Source organism: Mesorhizobium sp. B2-2-4 (assembly GCF_006442375.1).
Taxonomy (GTDB): Bacteria; Pseudomonadota; Alphaproteobacteria; order Rhizobiales; family Rhizobiaceae; genus Mesorhizobium.
Genome location: NZ_VFWB01000008.1, coordinates 16,849 through 37,768, shown reverse-complemented (window position 1 = coordinate 37,768; position 20,920 = coordinate 16,849). Strand labels below are relative to the sequence as shown.

At 63.1% G+C, this 20,920-nt stretch carries 19 protein-coding genes; 8 read left to right on the top strand and 11 right to left on the bottom strand.

Annotated elements, in window-relative coordinates; genetic code table 11:
• Positions 1-96 precede the first annotated feature (96 nt).
• The 7 genes from FJ959_RS20840 to FJ959_RS20810 all read left to right on the top strand — a co-directional run bounded on the left by FJ959_RS20840 (position 97) and on the right by FJ959_RS20810 (position 9,004).
• Complete coding sequence (locus tag FJ959_RS20840; RefSeq protein ID WP_140496107.1) at positions 97-2,121, top strand: CocE/NonD family hydrolase; 2,025 nt, start codon at positions 97-99, stop codon at positions 2,119-2,121.
• A gap of 188 nt (positions 2,122-2,309) precedes the next feature.
• A complete protein-coding gene (locus FJ959_RS20835; protein ID WP_140496108.1) occupies positions 2,310-3,884 on the top strand; it encodes an ABC transporter substrate-binding protein in 1,575 nt (524 codons plus the stop codon).
• 131 nt (positions 3,885-4,015) lie between these two features.
• Positions 4,016-4,954: an ABC transporter permease gene (locus FJ959_RS20830; protein WP_140522202.1), complete on the top strand. Its 939-nt coding sequence runs from the start codon at positions 4,016-4,018 to the stop codon at positions 4,952-4,954.
• 1 nt (position 4,955) lies between these two features.
• A complete protein-coding gene (locus FJ959_RS20825) occupies positions 4,956-5,849 on the top strand; it encodes an ABC transporter permease (protein WP_246678997.1) in 894 nt (297 codons plus the stop codon).
• The gene (locus FJ959_RS20820) at positions 5,846-6,865 is read left to right on the top strand and encodes an ABC transporter ATP-binding protein (RefSeq protein WP_140631763.1); all 1,020 of its coding nucleotides are present in this window, start codon (positions 5,846-5,848) and stop codon (positions 6,863-6,865) included. Before FJ959_RS20825 ends, FJ959_RS20820 begins: the two co-directional genes overlap by 4 nt.
• Positions 6,862-7,878, top strand: a complete 1,017-nt coding sequence (locus FJ959_RS20815; protein WP_140522206.1) for an ABC transporter ATP-binding protein — start codon at positions 6,862-6,864, stop codon at positions 7,876-7,878. Before FJ959_RS20820 ends, FJ959_RS20815 begins: the two co-directional genes overlap by 4 nt.
• Positions 7,868-9,004 (top strand): succinylglutamate desuccinylase/aspartoacylase family protein, encoded by a 1,137-nt coding sequence (locus tag FJ959_RS20810; RefSeq protein ID WP_181168601.1) that lies wholly within the window; start codon positions 7,868-7,870, stop codon positions 9,002-9,004. Before FJ959_RS20815 ends, FJ959_RS20810 begins: the two co-directional genes overlap by 11 nt.
• A gap of 96 nt (positions 9,005-9,100) precedes the next feature.
• On the opposite strand, the gene FJ959_RS20805 is transcribed toward FJ959_RS20810, so the two are convergent.
• The 10 genes from FJ959_RS20805 to FJ959_RS20760 all read right to left on the bottom strand — a co-directional run bounded on the left by FJ959_RS20805 (position 9,101) and on the right by FJ959_RS20760 (position 19,558).
• Complete coding sequence (locus tag FJ959_RS20805) at positions 9,101-9,850, bottom strand: SDR family oxidoreductase (protein WP_140556170.1); 750 nt, start codon at positions 9,848-9,850, stop codon at positions 9,101-9,103.
• A gap of 16 nt (positions 9,851-9,866) precedes the next feature.
• Positions 9,867-10,805 (bottom strand): 3-hydroxyacyl-CoA dehydrogenase, encoded by a 939-nt coding sequence (locus FJ959_RS20800; protein ID WP_246671786.1) that lies wholly within the window; start codon positions 10,803-10,805, stop codon positions 9,867-9,869.
• Entirely contained in the window at positions 10,805-11,680 is an 876-nt protein-coding gene (locus FJ959_RS20795) for an N-acyl homoserine lactonase family protein (RefSeq protein ID WP_140518016.1), read from the bottom strand. Before FJ959_RS20795 ends, FJ959_RS20800 begins: the two co-directional genes overlap by 1 nt.
• Positions 11,652-12,269 carry a hypothetical protein gene (locus FJ959_RS20790; RefSeq protein WP_140547228.1) on the bottom strand — a complete coding sequence of 206 codons (618 nt, stop codon included), beginning with the start codon at positions 12,267-12,269 and terminating at the stop codon, positions 11,652-11,654. The genes FJ959_RS20795 and FJ959_RS20790 overlap by 29 nt, the downstream gene beginning before the upstream one ends.
• The gene (locus FJ959_RS20785; protein ID WP_140624208.1) at positions 12,262-13,305 is read right to left on the bottom strand and encodes a LacI family DNA-binding transcriptional regulator; all 1,044 of its coding nucleotides are present in this window, start codon (positions 13,303-13,305) and stop codon (positions 12,262-12,264) included. The genes FJ959_RS20790 and FJ959_RS20785 overlap by 8 nt, the downstream gene beginning before the upstream one ends.
• Positions 13,306-13,328: 23 nt before the next feature.
• Positions 13,329-14,618 (bottom strand): histidinol dehydrogenase, encoded by a 1,290-nt coding sequence (gene hisD / locus FJ959_RS20780; RefSeq protein ID WP_140563985.1) that lies wholly within the window; start codon positions 14,616-14,618, stop codon positions 13,329-13,331.
• 65 nt (positions 14,619-14,683) lie between these two features.
• A complete protein-coding gene (locus tag FJ959_RS20775) occupies positions 14,684-15,904 on the bottom strand; it encodes a sugar ABC transporter substrate-binding protein (protein ID WP_246678998.1) in 1,221 nt (406 codons plus the stop codon).
• Positions 15,905-16,008: 104 nt separating this feature from the next.
• Positions 16,009-17,037, bottom strand: a complete 1,029-nt coding sequence (locus FJ959_RS20770) for an ABC transporter permease (protein ID WP_181169642.1) — start codon at positions 17,035-17,037, stop codon at positions 16,009-16,011.
• Positions 17,034-18,026, bottom strand: coding sequence for an ABC transporter permease (locus tag FJ959_RS20765; RefSeq protein WP_140631758.1), 993 nt, complete (start codon positions 18,024-18,026; stop codon positions 17,034-17,036). Before FJ959_RS20765 ends, FJ959_RS20770 begins: the two co-directional genes overlap by 4 nt.
• Positions 18,023-19,558, bottom strand: a complete 1,536-nt coding sequence (locus tag FJ959_RS20760; RefSeq protein WP_140556178.1) for a sugar ABC transporter ATP-binding protein — start codon at positions 19,556-19,558, stop codon at positions 18,023-18,025. Before FJ959_RS20760 ends, FJ959_RS20765 begins: the two co-directional genes overlap by 4 nt.
• A gap of 641 nt (positions 19,559-20,199) precedes the next feature.
• Here FJ959_RS20760 and FJ959_RS20750 point away from each other — a divergent pair.
• The gene (locus FJ959_RS20750) at positions 20,200-20,637 is read left to right on the top strand and encodes a GFA family protein (RefSeq protein WP_140556180.1); all 438 of its coding nucleotides are present in this window, start codon (positions 20,200-20,202) and stop codon (positions 20,635-20,637) included.
• 28 nt (positions 20,638-20,665) lie between these two features.
• On the opposite strand, the gene FJ959_RS20745 is transcribed toward FJ959_RS20750, so the two are convergent.
• A complete protein-coding gene (locus tag FJ959_RS20745; RefSeq protein WP_140522223.1) occupies positions 20,666-20,920 on the bottom strand; it encodes a cytochrome C oxidase subunit IV family protein in 255 nt (84 codons plus the stop codon).

The window sequence follows — 20,920 nt, the reverse complement described above, 5'->3', positions numbered from 1 at the left end:
TACTGACGCCAGAACAGTGTCAAGTCGCGAAGGGTCGCGAAATTGTGCGGCACCGCCGATTTGCCCAAAGTGGCGCTCTCCAACAGAGGCCTCGTCATGCGCACAGTGTCCAACTTCCCCCATCCGATCCGCTCGGTCGACCATTTCGAGATTCCGATGCCGGACGGTTGCCGGCTTGCGGCGCGCATGTGGCTCCCCGAGGGTGCCGAACAAAAGCCGGTGCCGGCTATCCTGGAATACATCCCCTATCGCAAGAACGATCTGACCGCCGCGCGTGATGTCGTCATGCACCCCTACGTGGCCGGCCACGGCTACGCAGTGGTGCGCGTCGACCTGCGCGGAACCGGCGATTCCGAAGGGCTGATGCTCGACGAGTACCTTCAGCAGGAGCTGGACGACGGCTGCTCGGTCATCGAATGGCTGGCCTCCCAGCCCTGGTGCGACGGCAACGTCGGCATGATCGGCATCTCCTGGGGCGGCTTCAACGGATTGCAGATCGCGGCCATGCGGCCGCCTGCGCTGAAGGCGGTGATCAGTTGCGCCTCGACCGACGACCGCTACGCCGACGATGTCCACCACATGGGTGGCACGCTGCTCATCGACAATCTCTCCTGGGCGGCGATCATGTTCGGGCGCAACACGCTGCCGCCCGACCCACGCAACAAGCCGCACAATTGGCGCGCTTTGTGGCACAGTCGATTGAAGGAAAGCGGGCTATGGCTGAAGAACTGGCTGGAGCACCAGCACCGCGACAAGTTCTGGAAACACGGTTCGGTCTGCGAGGATTTCGGCGCGATCACCTGCCCGGTCTACGCCGTCAGCGGCTGGGCCGATGGTTATTGCCGCTCGGTCTTCCGCCTGATGGAAAAGCTGCAGGGCCCGCGCAAGGGGCTGGTCGGGCCATGGGCGCACACTTATCCCCATATCGGCAAGCCTGGTCCTGCCATCGGCTTTCTGCAGGAATGCGTCCGCTGGTGGGATCAATGGCTGAAGGGCCGTGACACCGGCATCATGGACGAGCCGATGCTGCGCCTGTTCATGCAGGATAGCGCCCCGCCGCAAACTTCCTACGAGACGCGCGCCGGACGCTGGGTCACGGAGCCGGCATGGCCATCGCCGAATATCGAGCGGCAGTCCTTCTTCCTTTCCGGCAATGGGCGCCTGTCCCTACGCCGGGCAGACGATGCGGCCGGAACGCAGACGGTCCGCTCGCCCTTGTCGGTTGGCCTGCGCGGCGGCAAATGGTGCTCCTATGCCGTGCCCGGCGACCAGCCGGCTGACCAGCGCGGCGACGATGCCGGCAGTCTGGTCTATGAGACGCAAGAGCTGGCGCACGATGTTGAGATCGCCGGCGATGCAATGCTCGATCTTGTCTTCGAAAGCGACAGGCCCGTCGCCATGGTGGCCGTCCGTCTTTCGGATGTCGCCCCCGATGGCGCGACGACGCGCGTCAGCTACGGCCTTTTGAACCTGACGCATCGCGATAGCCATGAGAGGCCCGAACCGCTCGAACCGGCAAGGCGCTACCGCACCTCTGTCCCCTTCAAGCACGTAGCACAGCGCTTCAGCGCGGGGCATCGCATACGCCTTGCCATCTCGACAAATTACTTCCCGATCGCTTGGCCTTCGCCCGAGCCGGTCACGCTCACCGTCCATCCGGCGGATTGCCGCCTTGAACTTCCGGTCCGCGTCGGGGGCGCCGGAGATCCGGCACCGGCGCCTTTTGCCGAACCCGAAGGGGCGCCGCCCTTACGGGTGGAGACGATCTCAAAGCCGCAAAAGGATTGGACGATCACGGAGAATCTGGCAGTCGCTTCGACCGTCGTTGAGATCGGCGAAGGCGCCGGCACCTATCGCATCGTCGACAACGACCTAACCATTACCTCGCTCGGCCGCGAACGCTATTCCTTCCGCGGCGACGATTTCGGGTCGGCCAGGGCCGAGGCGAAATGGGAGTTCGAATTTTCGCGCGCTGATTGGCGCATGCGTTCTGTGACCGAAACGACCATGACCGCGACGCCATCGCACTTCCACGTCGAGGCGCATCTCGAGGCATGGGAAGGCGACGAGCTTGTCCACGAACAGAAATGGACCGAGGCGATAGAGCGTCGCCTGCTGTGACATTCGCGAACTGACGCTAATCTCGCTCACATCTGCGTCGGCAGCGAAATTGACCGGCTTGCCGGCTGAATTGAAGAATGCGCCGTCCGAACTCGCGGCCCCATCAGGCGGCGCGGTACCAAAAAGAGGGATCCCGGCAATCGCCGGGAAACCCGCTCAGTTGAAAGGGGAACGAAACCGTGAATGGAATGAAATTGAATCGCAGGCATTTCCTGCAGGCAGGCGCCGGCCTCGGCGCGGGGATCATCGCCTCCGGCCTGCCCTTGTCGCAGGCCGTATGGGCGGCCGAAGGCAAGGTACTCAAGGCCCGCGCCTATTCCGATATCGACAAGCTCGATCCTGGCTTCTACCAGAACGCGTACAATGTCGACGTCATGAACTGCATCTACACCAAGCTTACGCGCTATAAACCGGGTTCGGAGTGGGGCTGGGAACTCGAGGCCGCCGAATCCGTCGAGCAGATCGATCCGACGCACATCCGCTTCCGCCTGAAGAAGGGCATCAACTTCACTGGCGGATTTGGCGAAATGACCGCCGAGGACGTGAAGTTCTCGTTTGAGCGCGTCATCCAGCACAATTCTCCGGTCAAGGGCGACTGGGGTCCGCTTGACCGCATCGAGATCGAGGACGACCATACTGGCGTGATCGTGCTCAAGACGCCTTTCGTGCCGCTCTGGAACATCACTCTTCCCTATGGTTGCGGCCACATCGTCTCGAAAAAAGCGGTGACGAAGGCAGTTGCCGACGGCGGCGATTTCGGCATGAAGCCGCCCTGCTATTCAGGTCCCTACGTGTTGTCGGACTGGAAGCCGAACCAGCTCGTCCTGTTGACCCGAAATCCCGAATGGAAAGGCCCTAGGCCGGGCTTCGACGAAATTCATATCCTGCCCATGAGCGATATCAAGACCGCCGAGCGCGCCTATCAGGCAGGCGACATCGACTTCACCGATTTCAGCCTCGATTCGCTGGCCACGTTGAAGGACAGCCCGCCCGAAAACACCAAGATCGAAGAAAAGCCTTCGCTCTACTATGTCTATATCGGCATGAACTCGGACCATCCGAAGCTGAAGGACGTCAATGTCCGCAAGGCGATTCAATGGGCCATCAATGTGCCGCAGATCATGGACGCGGCCTATTCAGGCCAGGCCCAGGTCGCGACCGGCCTTATCGCTCCAGGCTTGGTGGGACACCGGGAAAAAGCGCTGATACCGCCGGAGGGCGATCTCGAAAAGGCGAAGCAGTATCTTGAGAAGGCCGGCATCACCGAACTCAGCCTCACCATCGACGCGCTCAACGTGACCACCTTCTCCACGATCGCGGAAATGGTCCAGGCGCAGCTGTCGCAGATCGGCATCACGGTCGAGGTCAATGTTCAGGATTCCGGTTCGTTCTGGACCATCGGCATGGAATCGGAAGGCGAACGTTGGAAGGACATGCAGCTGATCGTGCAGCGTTTCTCGATGGTGCCGGATCCCTATTACGCCACCACCTTTTTCGTGCGCGACCAGGTCGGTGTGTGGAACTGGGAGCGCTTCCGCAGCGAGCGCTTCGACGAGCTCAACGCCAAGGCGGTAACCGTCGAAGACCCGCAGGAACGGGCCAAGATGTATTATGAGATGCAGGACATCATGGAAGATTCCGGCTCCTACCGGTTCCTCACCCATGAAGGCTCGCCGATCATGTACCGAACGACGCAACTCGAGGCCGAGACGCGCCCAGACGGGCGGCCACTCTATCTCGGCTTTGAGCCGAAATCGGCCTAGGGCGTTCTAGGAAAAGTGCGTAGCGGTTTTCCGTCCGGAATTGCGAAAAAACAAAGGGTTAGAGCGGGTCGGCGATTCTATCAAACGCTGAACCGCTCTGACGCGGTCGCTGGGACAGGCTGAGTCAAAACATGTGGTTATATCTTGGCAAGCGTATCGTGCTGGCGGCGGCAATTGTCGTCGTTGCCGTCACGCTGCTGTTCCTGATGATCCAGGCCGTTCCCGGCGATCCCGCCGCGGTCCTGCTCGGACCGCGTGCGACGCCGGAACTGAAGGCGCAATTGCACGAGGAAATGGGCCTCGACAAGCCGCTGCCCGTGCAGATCGTCTCATTCTTCGGGGGGCTGCTGCACGGTAATCTCGGCACCGATGTCTTTACCCAGCGCCCTGTCGCGGCCATCGTTTTCGAGCAATTGCCTTACACGATCGAACTCATCCTGGTTTCGATCGCCTGGGCCGTTATCGTCGGCGTGCCGCTCGGCTGCTATTCGGCGCTGCGCCGCAACTCCGTGATCGACAAGGTCGTGGGTGTATTCGCGGTCGGAACCATCGCCATCCCGTCCTTCGTCATGGCGATCTATGCGCTGTTGATCTTCTCGGTCGGCCTGCGCTGGCTGCCGGCCATCGGCGCCGGCTCAGGCTTCCGCGACGGGTTCGTCCATCTCATCCTTCCAGCCTTCGTCGTCGGTATCGGCTGGGTGGGCTACATCTCGCGCATCGTGCGCGCCTCCATGCTGGAGATTCTTGGCGAGAACCACATTCGCATGGCGCGCTCCTTCGGCCTTTCAGAGCGGCGCATCGTGGCGCGCTACGCGCTGCCGCTCGCGATCGTGCCGACAGTGACGATCATCGGCGTCGGCATGGCGCACCTGCTCTCGGCGGCGGTTTTCGTCGAGGTGGTCTTCGCCCGGCCCGGCATCGGCGCGCTGATCGTCAAGGCGGTGGACTCGCGCAACTATCCGATCGTCATGGGCACGGTCCTCGTCACCACCGTTCTGTTCGTCATCTCCACGACGCTCGCCGACCTCGTCAACGCGGCGCTCGATCCAAGAATTCGCGAGAATTTGTAGCGTGTCCGAAGTTCAAATCATTCGCGAGGCGGTCGATGAACGCCGCGGGCCGGGCGCGGCCACCATGTTCCTGCGGCAATTGCGCAAGTCTCCGCTCGGCATGATGGGCGCCGTGCTGGTCGTGCTGATGGTGGCGACTGCGGTCTTCGCCACCTGGATCGTGCCTCACGATCCGATCAAGATCATGGTTGGGCCCCGGCTGGCGCCGCCCTCTTTGCATTTTCTTCTCGGCACCGATCAGTTGGGACGCGATGTCTTCTCGCGGGTCGTCATGGGCGGAAGGATCGCGCTGCTCGTCGCCTTCGTCTCGTTGGGCGCCTCGCTCAGCGCAGGGCTTGTGCTCGGCCTCATCGCCGCCTTCGGTCCGCGCTGGCTGGACAATCTGCTGCTGCTGGTCTTCGACACGATCCGCTCCTTTCCGGTTATCATCTTCGCCTTGGCAGTGGTGACGCTGCTCGGGCCGAGCCTTGCCAGCGTCATCTTCGTCGTCGCGATCACGTCCGTGCCGATCTATGCGCGCGTGGTGCGCACGCAGGCCCACGCACTGCGCGAGAGCGAGTTCATCACTGCGGAGCGCGCCATGGGCGCCGGCATCGTGCGAATCCTTGCCGTGCACGTGCTGCCCAATGTGATCGGGCCGCTGCTGATCCTGGTCAGCATGGATGTTCCGCTGGTCATCACGCTGGAGGCCGGCATGAGCTTCCTAGGCATGGGTGTCCGTCCGCCGACGCCGGACTGGGGAACCATCCTCAGTGACGGCTATGGCTATATCCACAAGACGGTGTGGCTGGTGATCGCCGGCGGCATCCCGATCGTCATAACCACGCTGGGCTTCACTTTCCTCGGCGAGGCGCTGCGCGACATTTTCGACCCCAAGCTTCGGAAAGACCTATGAATCCCGGCGCTCAGGCAGGACATTCTCCAAACCGCGACCCGCTTCTGGCGATCCGTGGTCTGTCTCTCGATTTCGGCACGCCGCGCGGTCGCGCCCATGCACTGCGCGATATCCATATCGACGTGCCGGCGGGCGAAGTGGTCGGCATCGTCGGCGAAAGCGGTTCGGGCAAATCGACGCTCGCCTATGCCGTGATGGGGCTGCTGGCGGAAAATGCCGAGATGGTGAACGGCGCCATCCTGTTCGAGGGGCGCGACCTGCTCGGCATGGCTCCGGCGGAGCGGCGCGGCTTACTCGGCAACCGCATGTCGATGATCTTCCAGGATCCGATGACGGCGTTGAACCCTGTGCGCAGCATCGAAAGCCAGATGATCGATATCCAGCATCACGAGGGCGGCTCGCACCGGGCCAAGCGCCAGCGCGCCCTGGATATGCTCCATCGGGTCGGCATTCCGGACCCGGAGAGCCGCATCGGCGGCTATCCGCACGAGTTTTCCGGTGGCATGCGCCAGCGTATCTGCATCGCCATGGCGCTGCTGGTGAAGCCGGCGCTGCTCATCGCGGACGAACCGACCACAGCGCTCGACGCGACGCTGGAGGTGCAGATCATCCATCTGTTGAAAGAGCTGCAAAAGGAGATCGGCTGCTCGATCCTGTTCGTCTCTCACCACCTCGGCGCTGTCGCCGAGCTCTGCGACCGGGTGGCGGTCATGTATGCGGGCGAGGTGGTCGAATACGGCACCGTGCGCGACATCTTCCGCCGACCGGGGCATCCCTATACGCGCGCGCTGCTCGAATGTGATCCCGGACGCATCAGGCAACGCACCCGCCAGTTGCCGACGATCCCAGGCGAGGTGCCGAGCCTCCTCGGTACCCAGGCGGGTTGCATCTTCCGTCGGCGCTGCCCGCAAGCCTTTACCCGGTGCGTGGATGACAGTCCTGTCCCGTGCGCTATCGGCGCAACGCACACCGCACGTTGCCATCGTCTCGACGACACGCTGGTGGCGCCGGTATGAGCCCCCTGCTTTCTGTCGAGGATCTTCGCGTACGCTTCCGCACCATGGGCGCGCTGAAGGCGCTCGCCAGCGGCGTTAAGAACCCGTTCGTGGACGCCGTCTGCGGCGTTTCCTTCGAGATCCGCAAGGGCGAAACGCTCGGCCTCGTCGGTGAAAGCGGTTCGGGAAAATCCACCATCGCCCGCGCCATCATGGGCCTGCGGCCGCCAACGGGCGGCACGATACGCTTCGATGGTCAGGTGCTGAACGGCCTCGCCCCGACGGAGCGCAAGCCGCATCTTCGGCGCATGGCGATGATGTTCCAGGATCCGGTCGGATCGCTGTCGCCGCGACTCACTGTACGCTCACTGCTGATGGAGCCTTTCCGCATTCACGGCGTTACCGGCCGCGACCCCGCCGCCGAAGCGGAACGCCTGCTCAACATGGTCGGCCTGCCCGCCGATTTCGGGCGGCGATATCCACACCAGCTTTCCGGAGGCCAAGCGCGCCGCGTCGGCGTGGCGCGGGCCCTTGCATTGCAACCCGATCTTATCATCGCCGACGAGCCGACCGCGGGACTGGACGTGTCCGTTCAGGGTGAAGTCCTCAATCTGCTTGGACGTTTGCAGGGCGAACTCGGCATCGCCATTCTCATCATCACGCATAATCTCAATGTCGTGCGCCACATGACCGATCGCATGGCGATCATGTATCTCGGCCGCTTCATCGAGGTCGGCTCGACCGAGCGGATATTCGCGCAGCCGCGCCACCCCTATACGGAGGCGCTGCTGTCGGCCAATCCGGAACCCGACCCGGACGCCGTGCTCGACAGGGTCGAGCTCAGCGGCGAGGTGCCGAGCCTGATGACGCGCCCAACGGGCTGCGAGTTTCACACCCGCTGCCGCTATGCGCAGGGCATCTGCAAAAGCGTCTTCCCGTCCCGGGCAGCCGACCGGGAAGATCCCCGCCATGTCTTCAATTGCCACTTCCCGCTATCGGAACGTGCGCTCGCCGGAGCCACCAATGTCTCGTGAAATCCTCGATGTTCCTCTTGCCAACGGCACGCCGGGCAGCCAACACAGCGTGCGCATCATCCGGTATGGTGCCGCCGACGCGCGCCCGAAAGCCTACATACATGCCGCGCTGCATGCCGACGAAGCGCCCGGCCTGCTGGTGTTACACCATCTGGTCGAGCAGCTTGACGCCGCCGACGCGCGCGGCGAAATCCGGGGCCAGATCGTCGTCGTTCCCTACGCCAACCCGCTCGGCCTGGCGCAGTTCGTCAATGGCGATCATCTGGGGCGTTACGATCTGGCCAGCGGCCGGAATTTCAACCGCAAATGGCCTGATGTCGCCGGCGAATTGACCATCCGACTTGCCGATCGGCTCGGAAGCAGCGCCGACGACAACACGGTGCTCATCCGCAGCACGATTCGCGAAATTCTCGACGAACGCGGCGCAGGGCAGCCTGTCGATTCCCTTTACACCGCCTTGGCACGCGAGGCTTTCGATTCCGATCTTGTGCTGGATCTGCACTGCGACGACGAAGGGCTGATGCATCTGTTCGTGCGGCCCGAGATCTCGGCCGAATTGTCCGACCTTGCGCGGGAACTCGGTTGCCGGGCGGTGTTCTCACAGGGTTCGTCGGGCGGCTCAACCTTCGCCGAAGCAAGCGTCGAGCCCTGGATCAGGCTTGCGGCTGCCCTTCCCGATAAGGTGATCCCGATCGGCTGCCTCGCCGCGACGGTGGAACTGCGCGGCTTCATCGACATCAGTGATGAGATGGCGTCGGCTGACGCTTCCGCCTTGCTCAACGTGCTTCGCCGCCGCGGCTACGTCGCGGGGCAAGCGGGCCTGCCGCCCGCCGCGCTTTGCGAGATCACCGGCTTCGATGCGTGCGATGTGGTTCGCACGCCCGCTTTCGGTGTCATCGTCTACCGCGCCGAACTGGGTGAACGCGTCACTTGTGGACAGCCGATCGCGGACATCATCGTGCCTTCTTCGCTGGGCCGCGAGGCGCGCGTGACGGTACGGGCGCGCACCGACGGGCTCGTGGTGACGCGAAGGCTGAAGAAACTTGTCGCCGCCAATCAGGTCATTGCCAAGGTGGTGGGCCAAAAGCCCCTCGCCCACCGGACAGGCTATCTGCTGGAGGATTAGATCGATCAGCGGGCGCGGGCACTTCTTGACCGCAGATCGATGATTGGCGGCCACGCGTAGAAACGAGGTCCGTTCGACCTGATCCTGTCCCGGGCTCTAGGCCAGGGGCCGACCGCCGTCGACCGGAATGATAACGCCGGTCACGAAACGGAGATGGGTCGCAGCCGCCAAAACCGCCTCGGCGACATCGTCGGGCGTGCCCAGCCGCCCCAGCGGCGTCCGGCTTGCCTGTTCGTCCCGCCAGGATTCGTCACGGCCCTTGATGAAGTCGGTGTCGACGACGCCGGGCGAGACCGACACGACCCTGATTCTCGGGGCCAGGGCACGCGCCAGCGACTTGGTCAGATTATCGACAGCGGCTTTCGACGCACAATAGGCGACGTTGCTTCCCATGGCGGTGACCCCTGCGATCGACGAGATGTTGACAACAACCCCGCTGCCGGTGCGGTCGAGCAGCGGCCGCATGGCCCGCGTCGCAGCAATCACACCGCGCACGTTGACGCTGAAGATGCGGTCGATCAATTCATCGTCCAGGCTGTCGAGGTCCGGATGTGGCACGAAGCGGGTTGTCCCGGCGCAATTGACCAGGACATCCAGCCGGCCAAAGCTTTTCTCGATCTGACCAGCGAGGCGCGCGAGGCAATCGCTGTCCGTCACGGTCGCCTCGGCGACGAAGTGATCGCCGTACGCCAATGACGAAACCAGATCGTCGGCCGTCTGCCGCGAACGGTTGTAGCCGATGACAACCGAAGCCCCTTCCGCAGCAAGCCTGGATACGATCCGCGCGCCGATGCCGCCGGTTGCTCCAGTGACCAGGGCAACCTTGCCTGTGAGTGTGGCTGTCATGGCCGTCTCCTGAGTGTCAAACCCCGGTGCTTCGCTTATGGGCGGCCAGCGCCATTAGATTGCGGTCGCGCCAGGCGCTGCGTTCGGCGAGTTGGGATGCTGACAACTTTTCGCGGCGCGCTTCCTCGGCCTTGGCAACCAGCCCTTCCGACCAGGGGGCCGGATCGCGCCTGGCGAGGGCGATCGAATGGTAGAGCGGTCCCAGACGTCTCGCGTAGTCCGCGATCCCGCCGGGCGCATTCAGATCGATCGTCTCGAAAGGCCCCATGAAGGACCACCGGTAGCCGAGCCCATGCGACACCGTAAGGTCGATATCGGCGGCACTTGCCACGCCCTCCTCGAGCAGGGCCCAGGCTTCGTTCAGCAATGCCCCCTGAAGCCGGTTGAGGACGAACCCTTCGACTTCCTTGCGCACGATCACGGCAGCCTGCCCTACGGCCTGCATCTGCACCCGCAGCCACGCAACGGCCTCCGCGTCGGTCCAGGGCGCCGGGACCAGTTCCACCAACGGGATCAAATGCGGTGGATTGACGGGATGAGCGACAAGAAAACGCCGGCGGTTGGCACAGGACCCGGTGAAGGCCGAGGCCGGAATGCCGGAGCTGGAGCTGCCTACGACCGCGTCGGGCCGCATCGCCCGGTCAATCTCCAGACAGACCGCCTCCTTGATGTCGCGCACTTCCAGCACCGACTCCTGGATGTAGTCGGCATCCGCTACCGCACCCTCCAGCGTATCGACAACGTTCAGCCGCCGCATGACTGCATCGACGGCATCTACCAGCCCGGCCTCTTGCATATCGGCAAGGCTGGCCCGGATCTTGTCGAGCACCGCGGCGCGGATGTCGGCGCTGCCGTCATAGATGGTCACATCATGGCCGGCCCGGGCGAAGACGATCGCCCAGCCACGGCCGACCAGTCCGGCACCGACAATGGCGACTTTGCGGATTGCATCCATCATTGCACCCGTGACGTCTCGCCGTCCGCGAGGCAAATTTCGGTGATCCGCAGGCCATCCTGAGTGATGCGGGATGGGAACCGGTCCTTCAACCGCTCTTCGTGGATGGGAATAACCCGCCGTGCCTCGTGGCCCACCTGCTTCATCATCTCCTCGGTAGCGAGAACGAGATTGGTCTGGCTGCCGACCGCAAGCCCCACCGGAACGTAGAGCGTCTCGATATCGACGGCAGCTCCCGAGCCCTCGATGTTGTCGAAGACGTAGACCAGATCGCCAGCCAGCACCCAGGTGTCGTCCTTGCCGTTGCGCACGGTGACCCACATCGACCCGTAGGTATGGCTGTCAAAAGCGGCATGGAGATCGATGTCGGGCAGGACGTCCTGTTTCGATCCGTCGATCGTTACCAACCGCTTCTGACGGGCCAGATCGACGCCGCGCACGATGTCGCCGGGGTCGACGGCTACGTTCATCCAGCGCATGCGGTCCGGCAGCGACATCGCCCAGACCCACTTCGCGATCTCCCTCTCCTGGATGTAGAAGGTCGCATTCGGGAAGTCCTCGACATTGCCGAAATGGTCGAAATGCGCGTGCGTGACGAAAACTGTGTCGACGTTCTTGGGCGAGAGGCCGATTTCGCCAAGAACGGCGTCGGGCGAGTGCCAGTTCTCGACGCCAAATTTGTCGGCGAGATGCTTGCCGTAGTCCTTGTTGTTGTAGCCGACATCGACCATGGCAACGCGACCGTTGCCCTTGATCAGCGCGTAGCAGTAGGGAAGTTTCACGTAGCCCTGGTTGTGGGCGCCGTAGAGCACCCCGCTCTTGTGGTAGTTGCTGACATAGCTGTACTCAAGCACCCAGATCGAATATTGGCCCATTGCTTCCTCCCTGTTGTCGCCAACGCTGCGCACAGCTGCAGCAGGCGTGATTGAAATCGACCGGCGTCATACCGGCCCGCGGTTCCGACGCCGCCTGCAGCCCGGCGTAGGCGCGTTTGATCCTCTCCCCGGCCCGGTCGAGCTCCTGCTGCCAGTCGCGCCGCAGTCGGGCCGAACCGAAATCGTCCAGGACCTCGCCCAGCGTTGCATGAGCGGCCCCCAGACGCGCGCAATGGCTTTCGAGCCCATGCGGCGCGTGCAAGGCGCCCAGCCGCTGCTCCACCTCCGTCCACCGTTCGCGGGCCACCGGAATGTCAGGCAGATCGAGCACGTCGCGGCGTCCGCCGGCCTGAGCCAGGACCAGCAGGCCAGCGAGTTGGCCGATCAGCCGGCGCAGGCCTTCGTAGACGGGGCGGGTTGCCACGACGTAGCGGACGATGGCTTCGTCGGCCAACGCGGCATCGTTCACGGTGGCGACGGGTTCCTCGCTTCCGGTGACGGAGACATGGGGCGCCGCGACGACCTCGCAGTCATAGCGGTGGACGCTTACCGCCCGCTCGAAGAAGCGCTTTCCCGGGATATCAGCCATGGTGCCTTTTTCGCGTCGTCGCGCGCTCGATCACCGCGCCGGGCGGGATTAGTTGAACGATCGGCTCCCGGCCGGAATTCGTGCTCAATTCCTTCGCCAGGCTGACCGTGGCCTCGAGCATCTGGTCAATGGGCTGCCGGACGGTCGTCAGCCCGTGCGAAGGCCAGTGGGCCATCTCGATATCGTCGAAGCCGACGATCGAAATGTCGTCCGGCACGCCGAGCGCCAGCTCTCGCCGCACGCCGTCGAGAAAGCCAATGGCGAGAATGTCGTTGGCGCAGAAGACACCGTCGGGAACCTCTTTCAGGTCACGCAGCTTGCGCGCCGCTTCGTAGCCGGCGTGATAGCTGAACTGGCCGGCCTCGATAACTATCGGCGCGGCGAGGCCACGCTCGACGGCGCGTTCGCTGAAGCCCCTGTGGCGTGCGACATTGGTGGAGGCATCGGGCAAGGCGGCGATGTAGGCCAGGCGCTGGTGGCCGGTATCGACGAGATAGTCGGCGATGCTGCGGCCGCCGAGTATATTGTCGCAGGAAATGCCGAACGCGTGGTCGTCGGCCGAGAGTCGGTTGAAAAAGATCACCGGAGTGCCGGCCCTACGGCATTCCTGCGCGGCCGCCGAAGACAGGGTGGCCGCCAGGATGATGGCAAGATCTGGCTGGTAGTTGAGCAGCAGGCGTAGCGCCTGGTCGACGTCTCCCGACTGGTCGGCGGCGACGAGCATCACGTTCATGTCGATGGCACGAAGGGCGGTGGTCAGCCGCGTCAGCACTTCCGGATAGAACGGGTTCTTGATGTCCGCGACGACGATACCCACGATACGCGTCTTCTTGGTGATGAGGCTGCGCGCGAAAGGGTTCGGCGAATAGCCGATCTCCCTCGCACGGTTCAGCACCAGGTCCCGCGTATTCTTGGCGATCACGGCATCGGCGTGAAAGGCCCTGGATACGGTCGAAACAGACATGCCGAGATCGCGCGCCAGATCCTTCACGGTCAGGCGGGGCTTGCTGTTCTTGTTGCGGGCGATGATCGACATGAAAACTCCGTTGGCGCGCTGGCTTAGGCCTGGTTGCGACCTCCATAGCGGCGGACCCGGATGTTCGCCTGCTCGGCATGCCCATAGAATCCCTCGAGGACACACAGGCGCGAACAGTACTCGCCTATCATGGCGCTCGCTTCGTCGGTCAGGACGCGCTGATAGGTGCAGGTCTTGATGAACTTGCCAACCCACAAACCGCCTGTGTAACGGGCCGCCTTCTTGGTCGGCAGCGTATGGTTGGTGCCGATGACCTTGTCGCCATAGGCAACATTCGTACGCGCTCCCAGAAACAGAGCGCCGTAATTGTGCATGTTGTCGAGGAAGTAGTCCGGATCGCGCGTCATGACCTGGACGTGCTCGGATGCGATCCGGTCGGCCTCGGCGACCATCTCCTCATAGGAAGCGCAGACGATCACTTCGCCATAGTCCGCCCATGCCTTGGCGGCGATCTCGGCGGTCGGCAGGACCTTCAGCTGCCGCTCGATCTCGGTGAGGGTGTCGCGCGCGAGCTTCTCCGAATTTGTCAGAAGCACGGCGGGACTGGTCGGACCATGCTCGGCCTGGCCGAGCAGATCGGTCGCGCAGATCTCGCCGTCGACACTGTCGTCGGCAATGACCAGCGTCTCGGTCGGGCCGGCGAACAGGTCGATGCCGATACGGCCGTACAATTGCCGCTTGGCTTCAGCGACGAAGGCATTGCCAGGACCGACGAGCATGTCGACGCGCCCGATGGTTTCGGTTCCGAGCGCCATGGCGCCGACGGCCTGCACACCGCCCAGAACGTAGATCTCGTCCGCGCCGGCCATGTGCATCGCGGCCACGATAGCCGGATGCGGACCGCCCTGGAACGGCGGCGCGCAGGCGATGATCTTCTTCACCCCGGCGACCTTGGCCGTCACCACGCTCATATGCGCGGAGGCGACCATCGGGTATTTCCCGCCCGGCACGTAGCAGCCGACTGTTTCCACGGGAATGTTCTTGTGGCCGAGGACAACGCCGGGAAGCGTTTCCACTTCGAGGTCCTGGAGGCAGGCGCGCTGCTTCTCGGCGAAATTGCGAACCTGGGCCTGGGCGAAGCGAATATCCTCGATGTCGCTTGCCGACACCTTGGACATCGCCTGCTCGATCTCGCTGTCGCTGAGCCGGAAGCTTGGCGGCGACCATTTGTCGAAACGCTCCGACAACTCCCGGACAGCGGTATCGCCTCGCTTTTCTATGTCGGCAAGGATCGTCTCGACGGTCGTCCGGACGGCCGCATCGCTCTGGGCGACAGCTTCGGGATCCCTGCCCCGTTTCAGAAAAGTCGGCATATTCTCATCCTTATGTTGAGTCAGGTGGGCGGCAGGATGCCGTCCACCTGTTGCATTGCTGATCGTCAGGGTTTTACCGTCGGCTCGATCTTGGTGAGCTTGTATTCGTCGGCCAGAGCCTTGCACGATGAGCAGTTGATGCCAGGGGCATCGGGCGCCTGCTTCACGTCCGCGGGCAATGCCTGAATGGTCGCTCCTGGTGTTGGCTTGCCCTCGAGCGCCGACTGCAGCGACAGTTCCGGCAGCAAATCGGGATTGAAGACCTCGGTGACGAAGGAACTCGGGACCTTGTCGGACGGGAAAACATTGCACCCGTCGGCGAAGGTATCGGCTTTGCAGGATTTGACTTGATCCGCTGGCACCCAAGGCAGCGGGTACTCGATGTTCATCGGCTTCAGGTCGCGCTTCTTGGTCAGGATCTCCATCATCAGCTTGAAGGCATAGCCTGACGTAGCGGGCGGCGAACCGGCGGATACACCCTTGAGACCCATGCCTTGCATCTTCGGGTCTGCCAGTCCGAGACGAAAACCGTCCGAGTTCTCGCCGGTCATCGGAACCAGTTTGTTGCCCTTGTCGAGTAGCGCTTGTACGGCGCCATATTCGCCTGCCTGAGCCCAGATGCCGTCGACGTCGGGATGCGCCGCGAGAGCCTTGGCTGTCTCCTGCTGCGTGGTGCGGTCATCCCAGTAGGAGTAGTATTCCGCGACGACCTTGATGCCGGGATACTGGTTGAAAATGTGCATCGCGCCGTCGGTGTGGCGCTTATCCACCGAGTTGCCCGGGACGCCACGGCTCAGGAAGATCTTGCCCTTGCCTCCCAGGATGTTGACCAAGGCCTGGGCGGTATTCTCGCCGAAGCCTGCGGTGATATAGCTGACATTGTAGGCGCAAGGCTCGGTCACCGTGGCGTCGTACATGAAGAAGAGCACGCCCTTCTGGCAGCCGCGATGGACCGTGCGGTTCAGCGCCGTCGACGAGATCGGGAAGCTGATGATGCCGTCGGCGCCAGCCTGTATCATGCTTTCATAGGCCGAGATCTGAGCCTGGGGGTCGGTTCCCGAGATGACTTCCTTCAGCTCCACCGTCTTGTCGTAGGGCGGCGTCTGCGCCAACGCCTTGACAATGTTCGCAGCCTCCGACTGCCACGAATTGCCGCTGTAGCTCAGCGACAGATATATCTTGAACTTCTTGTCCTGCGCTTGGGCATGGTCGACAACCATCCCAACGCCCATGGCGGTGGCAAGCGTCAGCGACGCGGCCAGTCCCAGTCTTTTTAACAGCCTCATTTCGATCAACCTCCCGTTGGAATTTGGCCCTTGCAGGTGCCGGACCAGAGCTTGTGAGAACGTTCTCACAATTGGACAAAACGCATTTCCACGCACAGGCATGGTCACTTCCTCCGCGTCAGCATTCGATTTCCGAGATCGGCCAGGAATTCACCGCGCAGCACCAGCAGGGCGGCGACAATGATTGCGCCCTCTATGACGGTGCGCCATCCTTCGTTGAGGCCGATAGCGGAGATAACGGTGCCAAGCGTCGTCAGAAGAATTGCGCCGCCGACCGTCCCGATGAAAGTTCCGCTGCCGCCGAGGATCGAGGAGCCGCCGACCACGACGGCAGCAATGGAAGGCAGCATGTAGCTGTCGCCCATCCTCAGCGTCGCCCCGTTCGAATAGCCCACCAGCATCATGCCGACGAAGCCTGCGCAAGCGGCACTGATCGCATAGGGGACGAGCTCGAGCCGATTGACAGCGACGCCGGCGATGAGAGCGGCGTTCCTGTTGGTGCCAAGGGCGTAGAGCCGGCGGCCGAGCGCAGTGAAATTCTGCAAGAACCAGCCGAACAGGATGAAAGCGACGGTGAAGTAGATGACCAGCGGCACGCCGAGGAACCATTCCTTCATCAGCCACAGCAAGGCGGACGGAGAACCGCCGCGCGGCGTCCCGCTGGTGTAGCCCAGCGCCACCGATGCCACGACGATCGAGGTCGCCATGGTCATGATGAAGGGAGGAACCTTCAGCCAGACAATTCCCAGTCCGCTGATCGTGCCGACCAGCGCGCAAATGACCAGAATGGCCGGCAGCATGTACCAGATGCCGGCATCGCCGCTACCAATCCACGTCGTCGTCAACACGCCGCCGAGCGTGATGAGGGCGGGGACCGATAGGTCGAGCCCACCGATCAGGATGACGAGCCCTTGCCCAAACGACAACACGATCAGGAAGGACGCGAGGATGAGAACCGTCAGCACCTGATCCCAGGAACCCAGCGCCGGACTGATGAAGCGCGAGCACACCACAAGCACGATACTCAGCCCAAATACGACAAGCGTATTGACCACCTCCCGGTCGAGCCTTTGCCTGCCGCGCCGGTCGGAGTTGGCCTCGAAACGCGTCGCAACGTCCTTATGCGCGTTCACCGGATCTCTTCCTTCTTGAGCAGGCGCGCCACGGCGCTGCCGAACACGATCGCAAGCACCAGCACGAAACCTTGGAATATGCCGGTGTAGAAGGACGAGACCCCACCCGAGAAAAGCACCTTCTGCAAAAGCATCAGCGTACCGGCGCCCAGGATCGAGCCAACGAGGCTGCCCCGGCCGCCGCTCAACGGCGTGCCGCCGAGCGCCACTGCGGCAAAGGTGAGCATCAGGAATGGCGTGCCGGCTGTCGGATTTCCTGTCGCCGTCTGGGCGCTCAGCATGAAGCCGGCGACGCCGTAAAGGATGCCGGCGCCGACAAAGGCCGTGATGCGTACCCCTGCCACGGGCACGCCGGAGAAGCGAGCCGACTGCTCGTCGGCGCCGATCGCATAGAGGCCGATCCCGGTATTGGTCCGCCGGAAGGCAAGCCAAAGCGCGATGGCGGCAACCAGAAACAGCCCGGCGATCGGGATGATACCGAACAGGGTGTCGGTCAGCGTGTAGGTGATGAAGTCGGCAACCATACCGCCAGGCGCGTCCAGGATAACCAGCGCAAGCCCTTGGCAGACGATCATCGTGCCGAGCGTCGCCGCGATGGTCTGCAGCCCAAGCCTGGCCACGAGAATGCCGTTGACTGCGCCGACGGCACCGCCGATCGCGCAGCACATCAGAAGGCTGGCCAGGGCACCGCCCGGACCATCGAACGGATAGACCGCCATCAGCACATTGGTCAGCGAGACGACGCCTGCGACGGACAAATCGAAGCCGCGGCTGATGACGACCAGCGTCTCGCCCGCTGCCGCGAGCGCCAATGGCGTCGAGTTGTTGACGAGGTCGGTGAAGGTGTAGACCGAAAGCGCATCCGGTTGCCAGAACGCGTAGAGCGCATAAAGCAGGACATAGATCATCGCCACGATGCCGGTGCCGCTGATGACAGCCCTCCATAACGCGGAGCGGCGGGGCGCGGGATTTGCCTGGACCGCGGTCATGCGGCCACTCCATTCACCGCGCCCGCAGCGTGGCCGATCAGCGCGCCGACGATAGTCGGCTCATCGATGGCATCGCCCTGATATTCGGCGAAGACGCGGCCGCCATAGAGCACCATGCAGCGATGCGCGAGATGGACGAGTTCCGGCAGTTCGGACGAGTAAAAGAGCACCGAGCCGCCATCGGCAGCGAACTTCCGGATCGCCTCGTAGATCGACTGCTTGGTTCCGACATCGACTCCACGCGTCGGATCGAAAAGCAGTAGAGTGCGCGCACCCGTCATCATGACGCGCGCCAGAAGCGCCTTCTGCTGGTTGCCACCGGAAAGCTCGTCGATCTTGAACTGCAGATAGCGCTCCTGCAGTTCGACCGCCTCAGCGGTTTTTTTCGCAATGCGACGCTCGCTGGCCGGCCAGACGACGCCACCCTGCGCGATACGCGAAATGATAGGCAACACCATGTTGCTGGCGGTGCTGAGGCCGGCGAAAATCCCTTCCGACTTGCGGTCCTCCGGCAGGTAGGCAAGGCCGTTGCCGAAATGGAGCGCGGCGCCCGGGCTGGCGATCTGGGCGGGCACGCCGTCGATCTCGATGCCGCCGCTTTTCGCCTTGGAGAGGCCGATCATCGTCCTGAACAGGTCGCGTTGGCCCTGCCCCTCGAGCGCGGCGATGCCGACGATCTCACCTCGCCTGACATCAAACGACACGTCGCGCAAAATGCCGCCGGAGAGGCCCCGAACGCTGAGCGCGACGGGCGCGGTGTCGGCGACCAAAGGCTGCGAGGCGGTCGTCTCACGCGCGCTTCGGCCGACCATCATCTCGAAAATGTTCTCGTCCGAAGCGCCGGACAACTCGACGGTGCCGATGCTGCGGCCATTGCGCAGGATGGTGGCGCGCGAACACAGGGTGCGCACCTCGCCGAGGCGGTGGGAAATGTAGAGGATGGCGGTCTGCAGGTTCTTCTGCCGGCGCACGAGCTCAAACAGCCATTCGACGTCCGCCAGCGCGGCCGTCGGCTCATCGAGGATCAAGAGCTTCGAGGCATGGGTGAAGGCGCGCACGATCTCAAGCCGCTGACGATCCGAAAGCGAAAGCACGCCGACGGGCGTGTCAGGATCAAAGTGGGAGAGAGCGTAGTCGTTAAGAACCTTGCCAGCTGATGCCGTGGCGGTGCGGCGCGAGACGAGACCTAGCTTGCCCTTCGGCATTTTCGGCAGCACGAGATTCTCGGCGATGCTGAGATTCGGCAGCAGGCTGAGTTCCTGAAAGGCCGTCGCCACGCCCTGCGCCCGCGCATCGATGATGCCATGCGGCGCATAAGGCTTGCCGAAGATCGACATGGATCCGCCGTCAGGCGTCACGACGCCGCTGAGGATTTTTACGAGCGTCGATTTGCCGGCGCCGTTCTCGCCCAACAGCGCATGGACTTCGCCTGGCCGCAGATCAATAGAGACGGAATCGAGTGCGACTGTCGGTCCGTAGGATTTTGCAATGTTCGCGATGCGAACAGCCAGCCGGATCTCGTCGGTACCCATACCTGCTCCCAAAAGGCAAGTCCGCCGCAGCGGTGAGAACGTTCTCTGAGAACGTTCTCACTAATCCACAAGCACCGCCGGCTTGTCAATTGTGAATCGTTCATTCCTTGTCGAACGCACCAGGCTCCCGGCCTCCGGGCGGCACTTGGCCGTCTTTTGAGTGCTCGGAAGTGGCTGAGCCGGCGCCTTTTCTGGACGGCTGGTCTGGGGTCGCCCGCCGGGATGGATTCTGCCCCTCGGACTGATGCGTTTTCTCATTCACCTCGCCTGAAGGGCGCGTCAGGCCTTGCCCGGACGCCGGCGGCTTGTTGCCTGCGGCGTCCTGGGAGAATGAATCGGCGGGATCGCCGTCGCTCCTGGCCGGATATTTGGTGGCACCAGTCTCGCGGCGATTTTCGCTTCCAGTCATGGCCGGTCCTCCTTTGGCACAGTCATAACCTGGTTTCGACCGGCAGGTTCCAGCGGCTAGGCCGGAAGCGCAGATTTGAATCCGCCGCCGCTCCTATGGCCGGAAACCAATTTGGCGGCGCTGCGTTGACCCCGCAGGATCAGATCCCCCAACAGCTTCGGAGAAAATTCATGCTCGACCGCAGCGGAAGCGCCGTCCTGACGACCGACAGTCTCTGACAACGGGCAGCAACATGGCTCGCATCGAGCGCGGACATTGTTTCTGCGGTGCCGTCACGGCGGTGATGGAAGGAGAGCCCTTCTGGATCTGCTTCGACCATGACGACGATTGCCGGCGGGCGATCGGCGGACCGATGACCATCTGGATCGGCTATCGTCCGCACCAGGTCAAGCTGACCGCCGGGAAGCCTAAGACCTTTTCGAAGACGAAGGGAGTCGTCCGCTCCTTCTGCGCCGATTGCGGTACCTCGATCTTCTATGCCGACGAAGGCCTGCGTGACGAACTCTATGTCTCGATCGGCTTCATGGACGCGCCGGAGCGGTTTCCGCCACAGGCACAGGCCTATTGGGATATGCGCCTGCCATTCATCGACATGGCCGACGGCTTGCCCCGCGTCGACGGCTACACGAGGCGCCGCGATCCAGCCTTGGGCAATCCGCGTGACCGTTGATGACGCGCGCCACACTAGGCCCCGCAGGCTATTGCCCGATCAGGGTCAGGCCAAAGAGAATGGCCAGCCACAGGCCCACCGCCGCGACCGCGAGCCTGGGGAGGATGCCCTCGCCCGCCAGATGCATGAACAGCAGCGCGATCACCACTGTCTTGGCAGCCGCCGCGGCAAGGTTGATCGCGGAATTGAACCCACCGAGGTCGACAAACGAAGAGCCGACGGTAAGCGCCAGCAAGGCGAGCAGCGCGAGATAGGCGAATGTGAGCTTGGCGAGGTCGCTCAT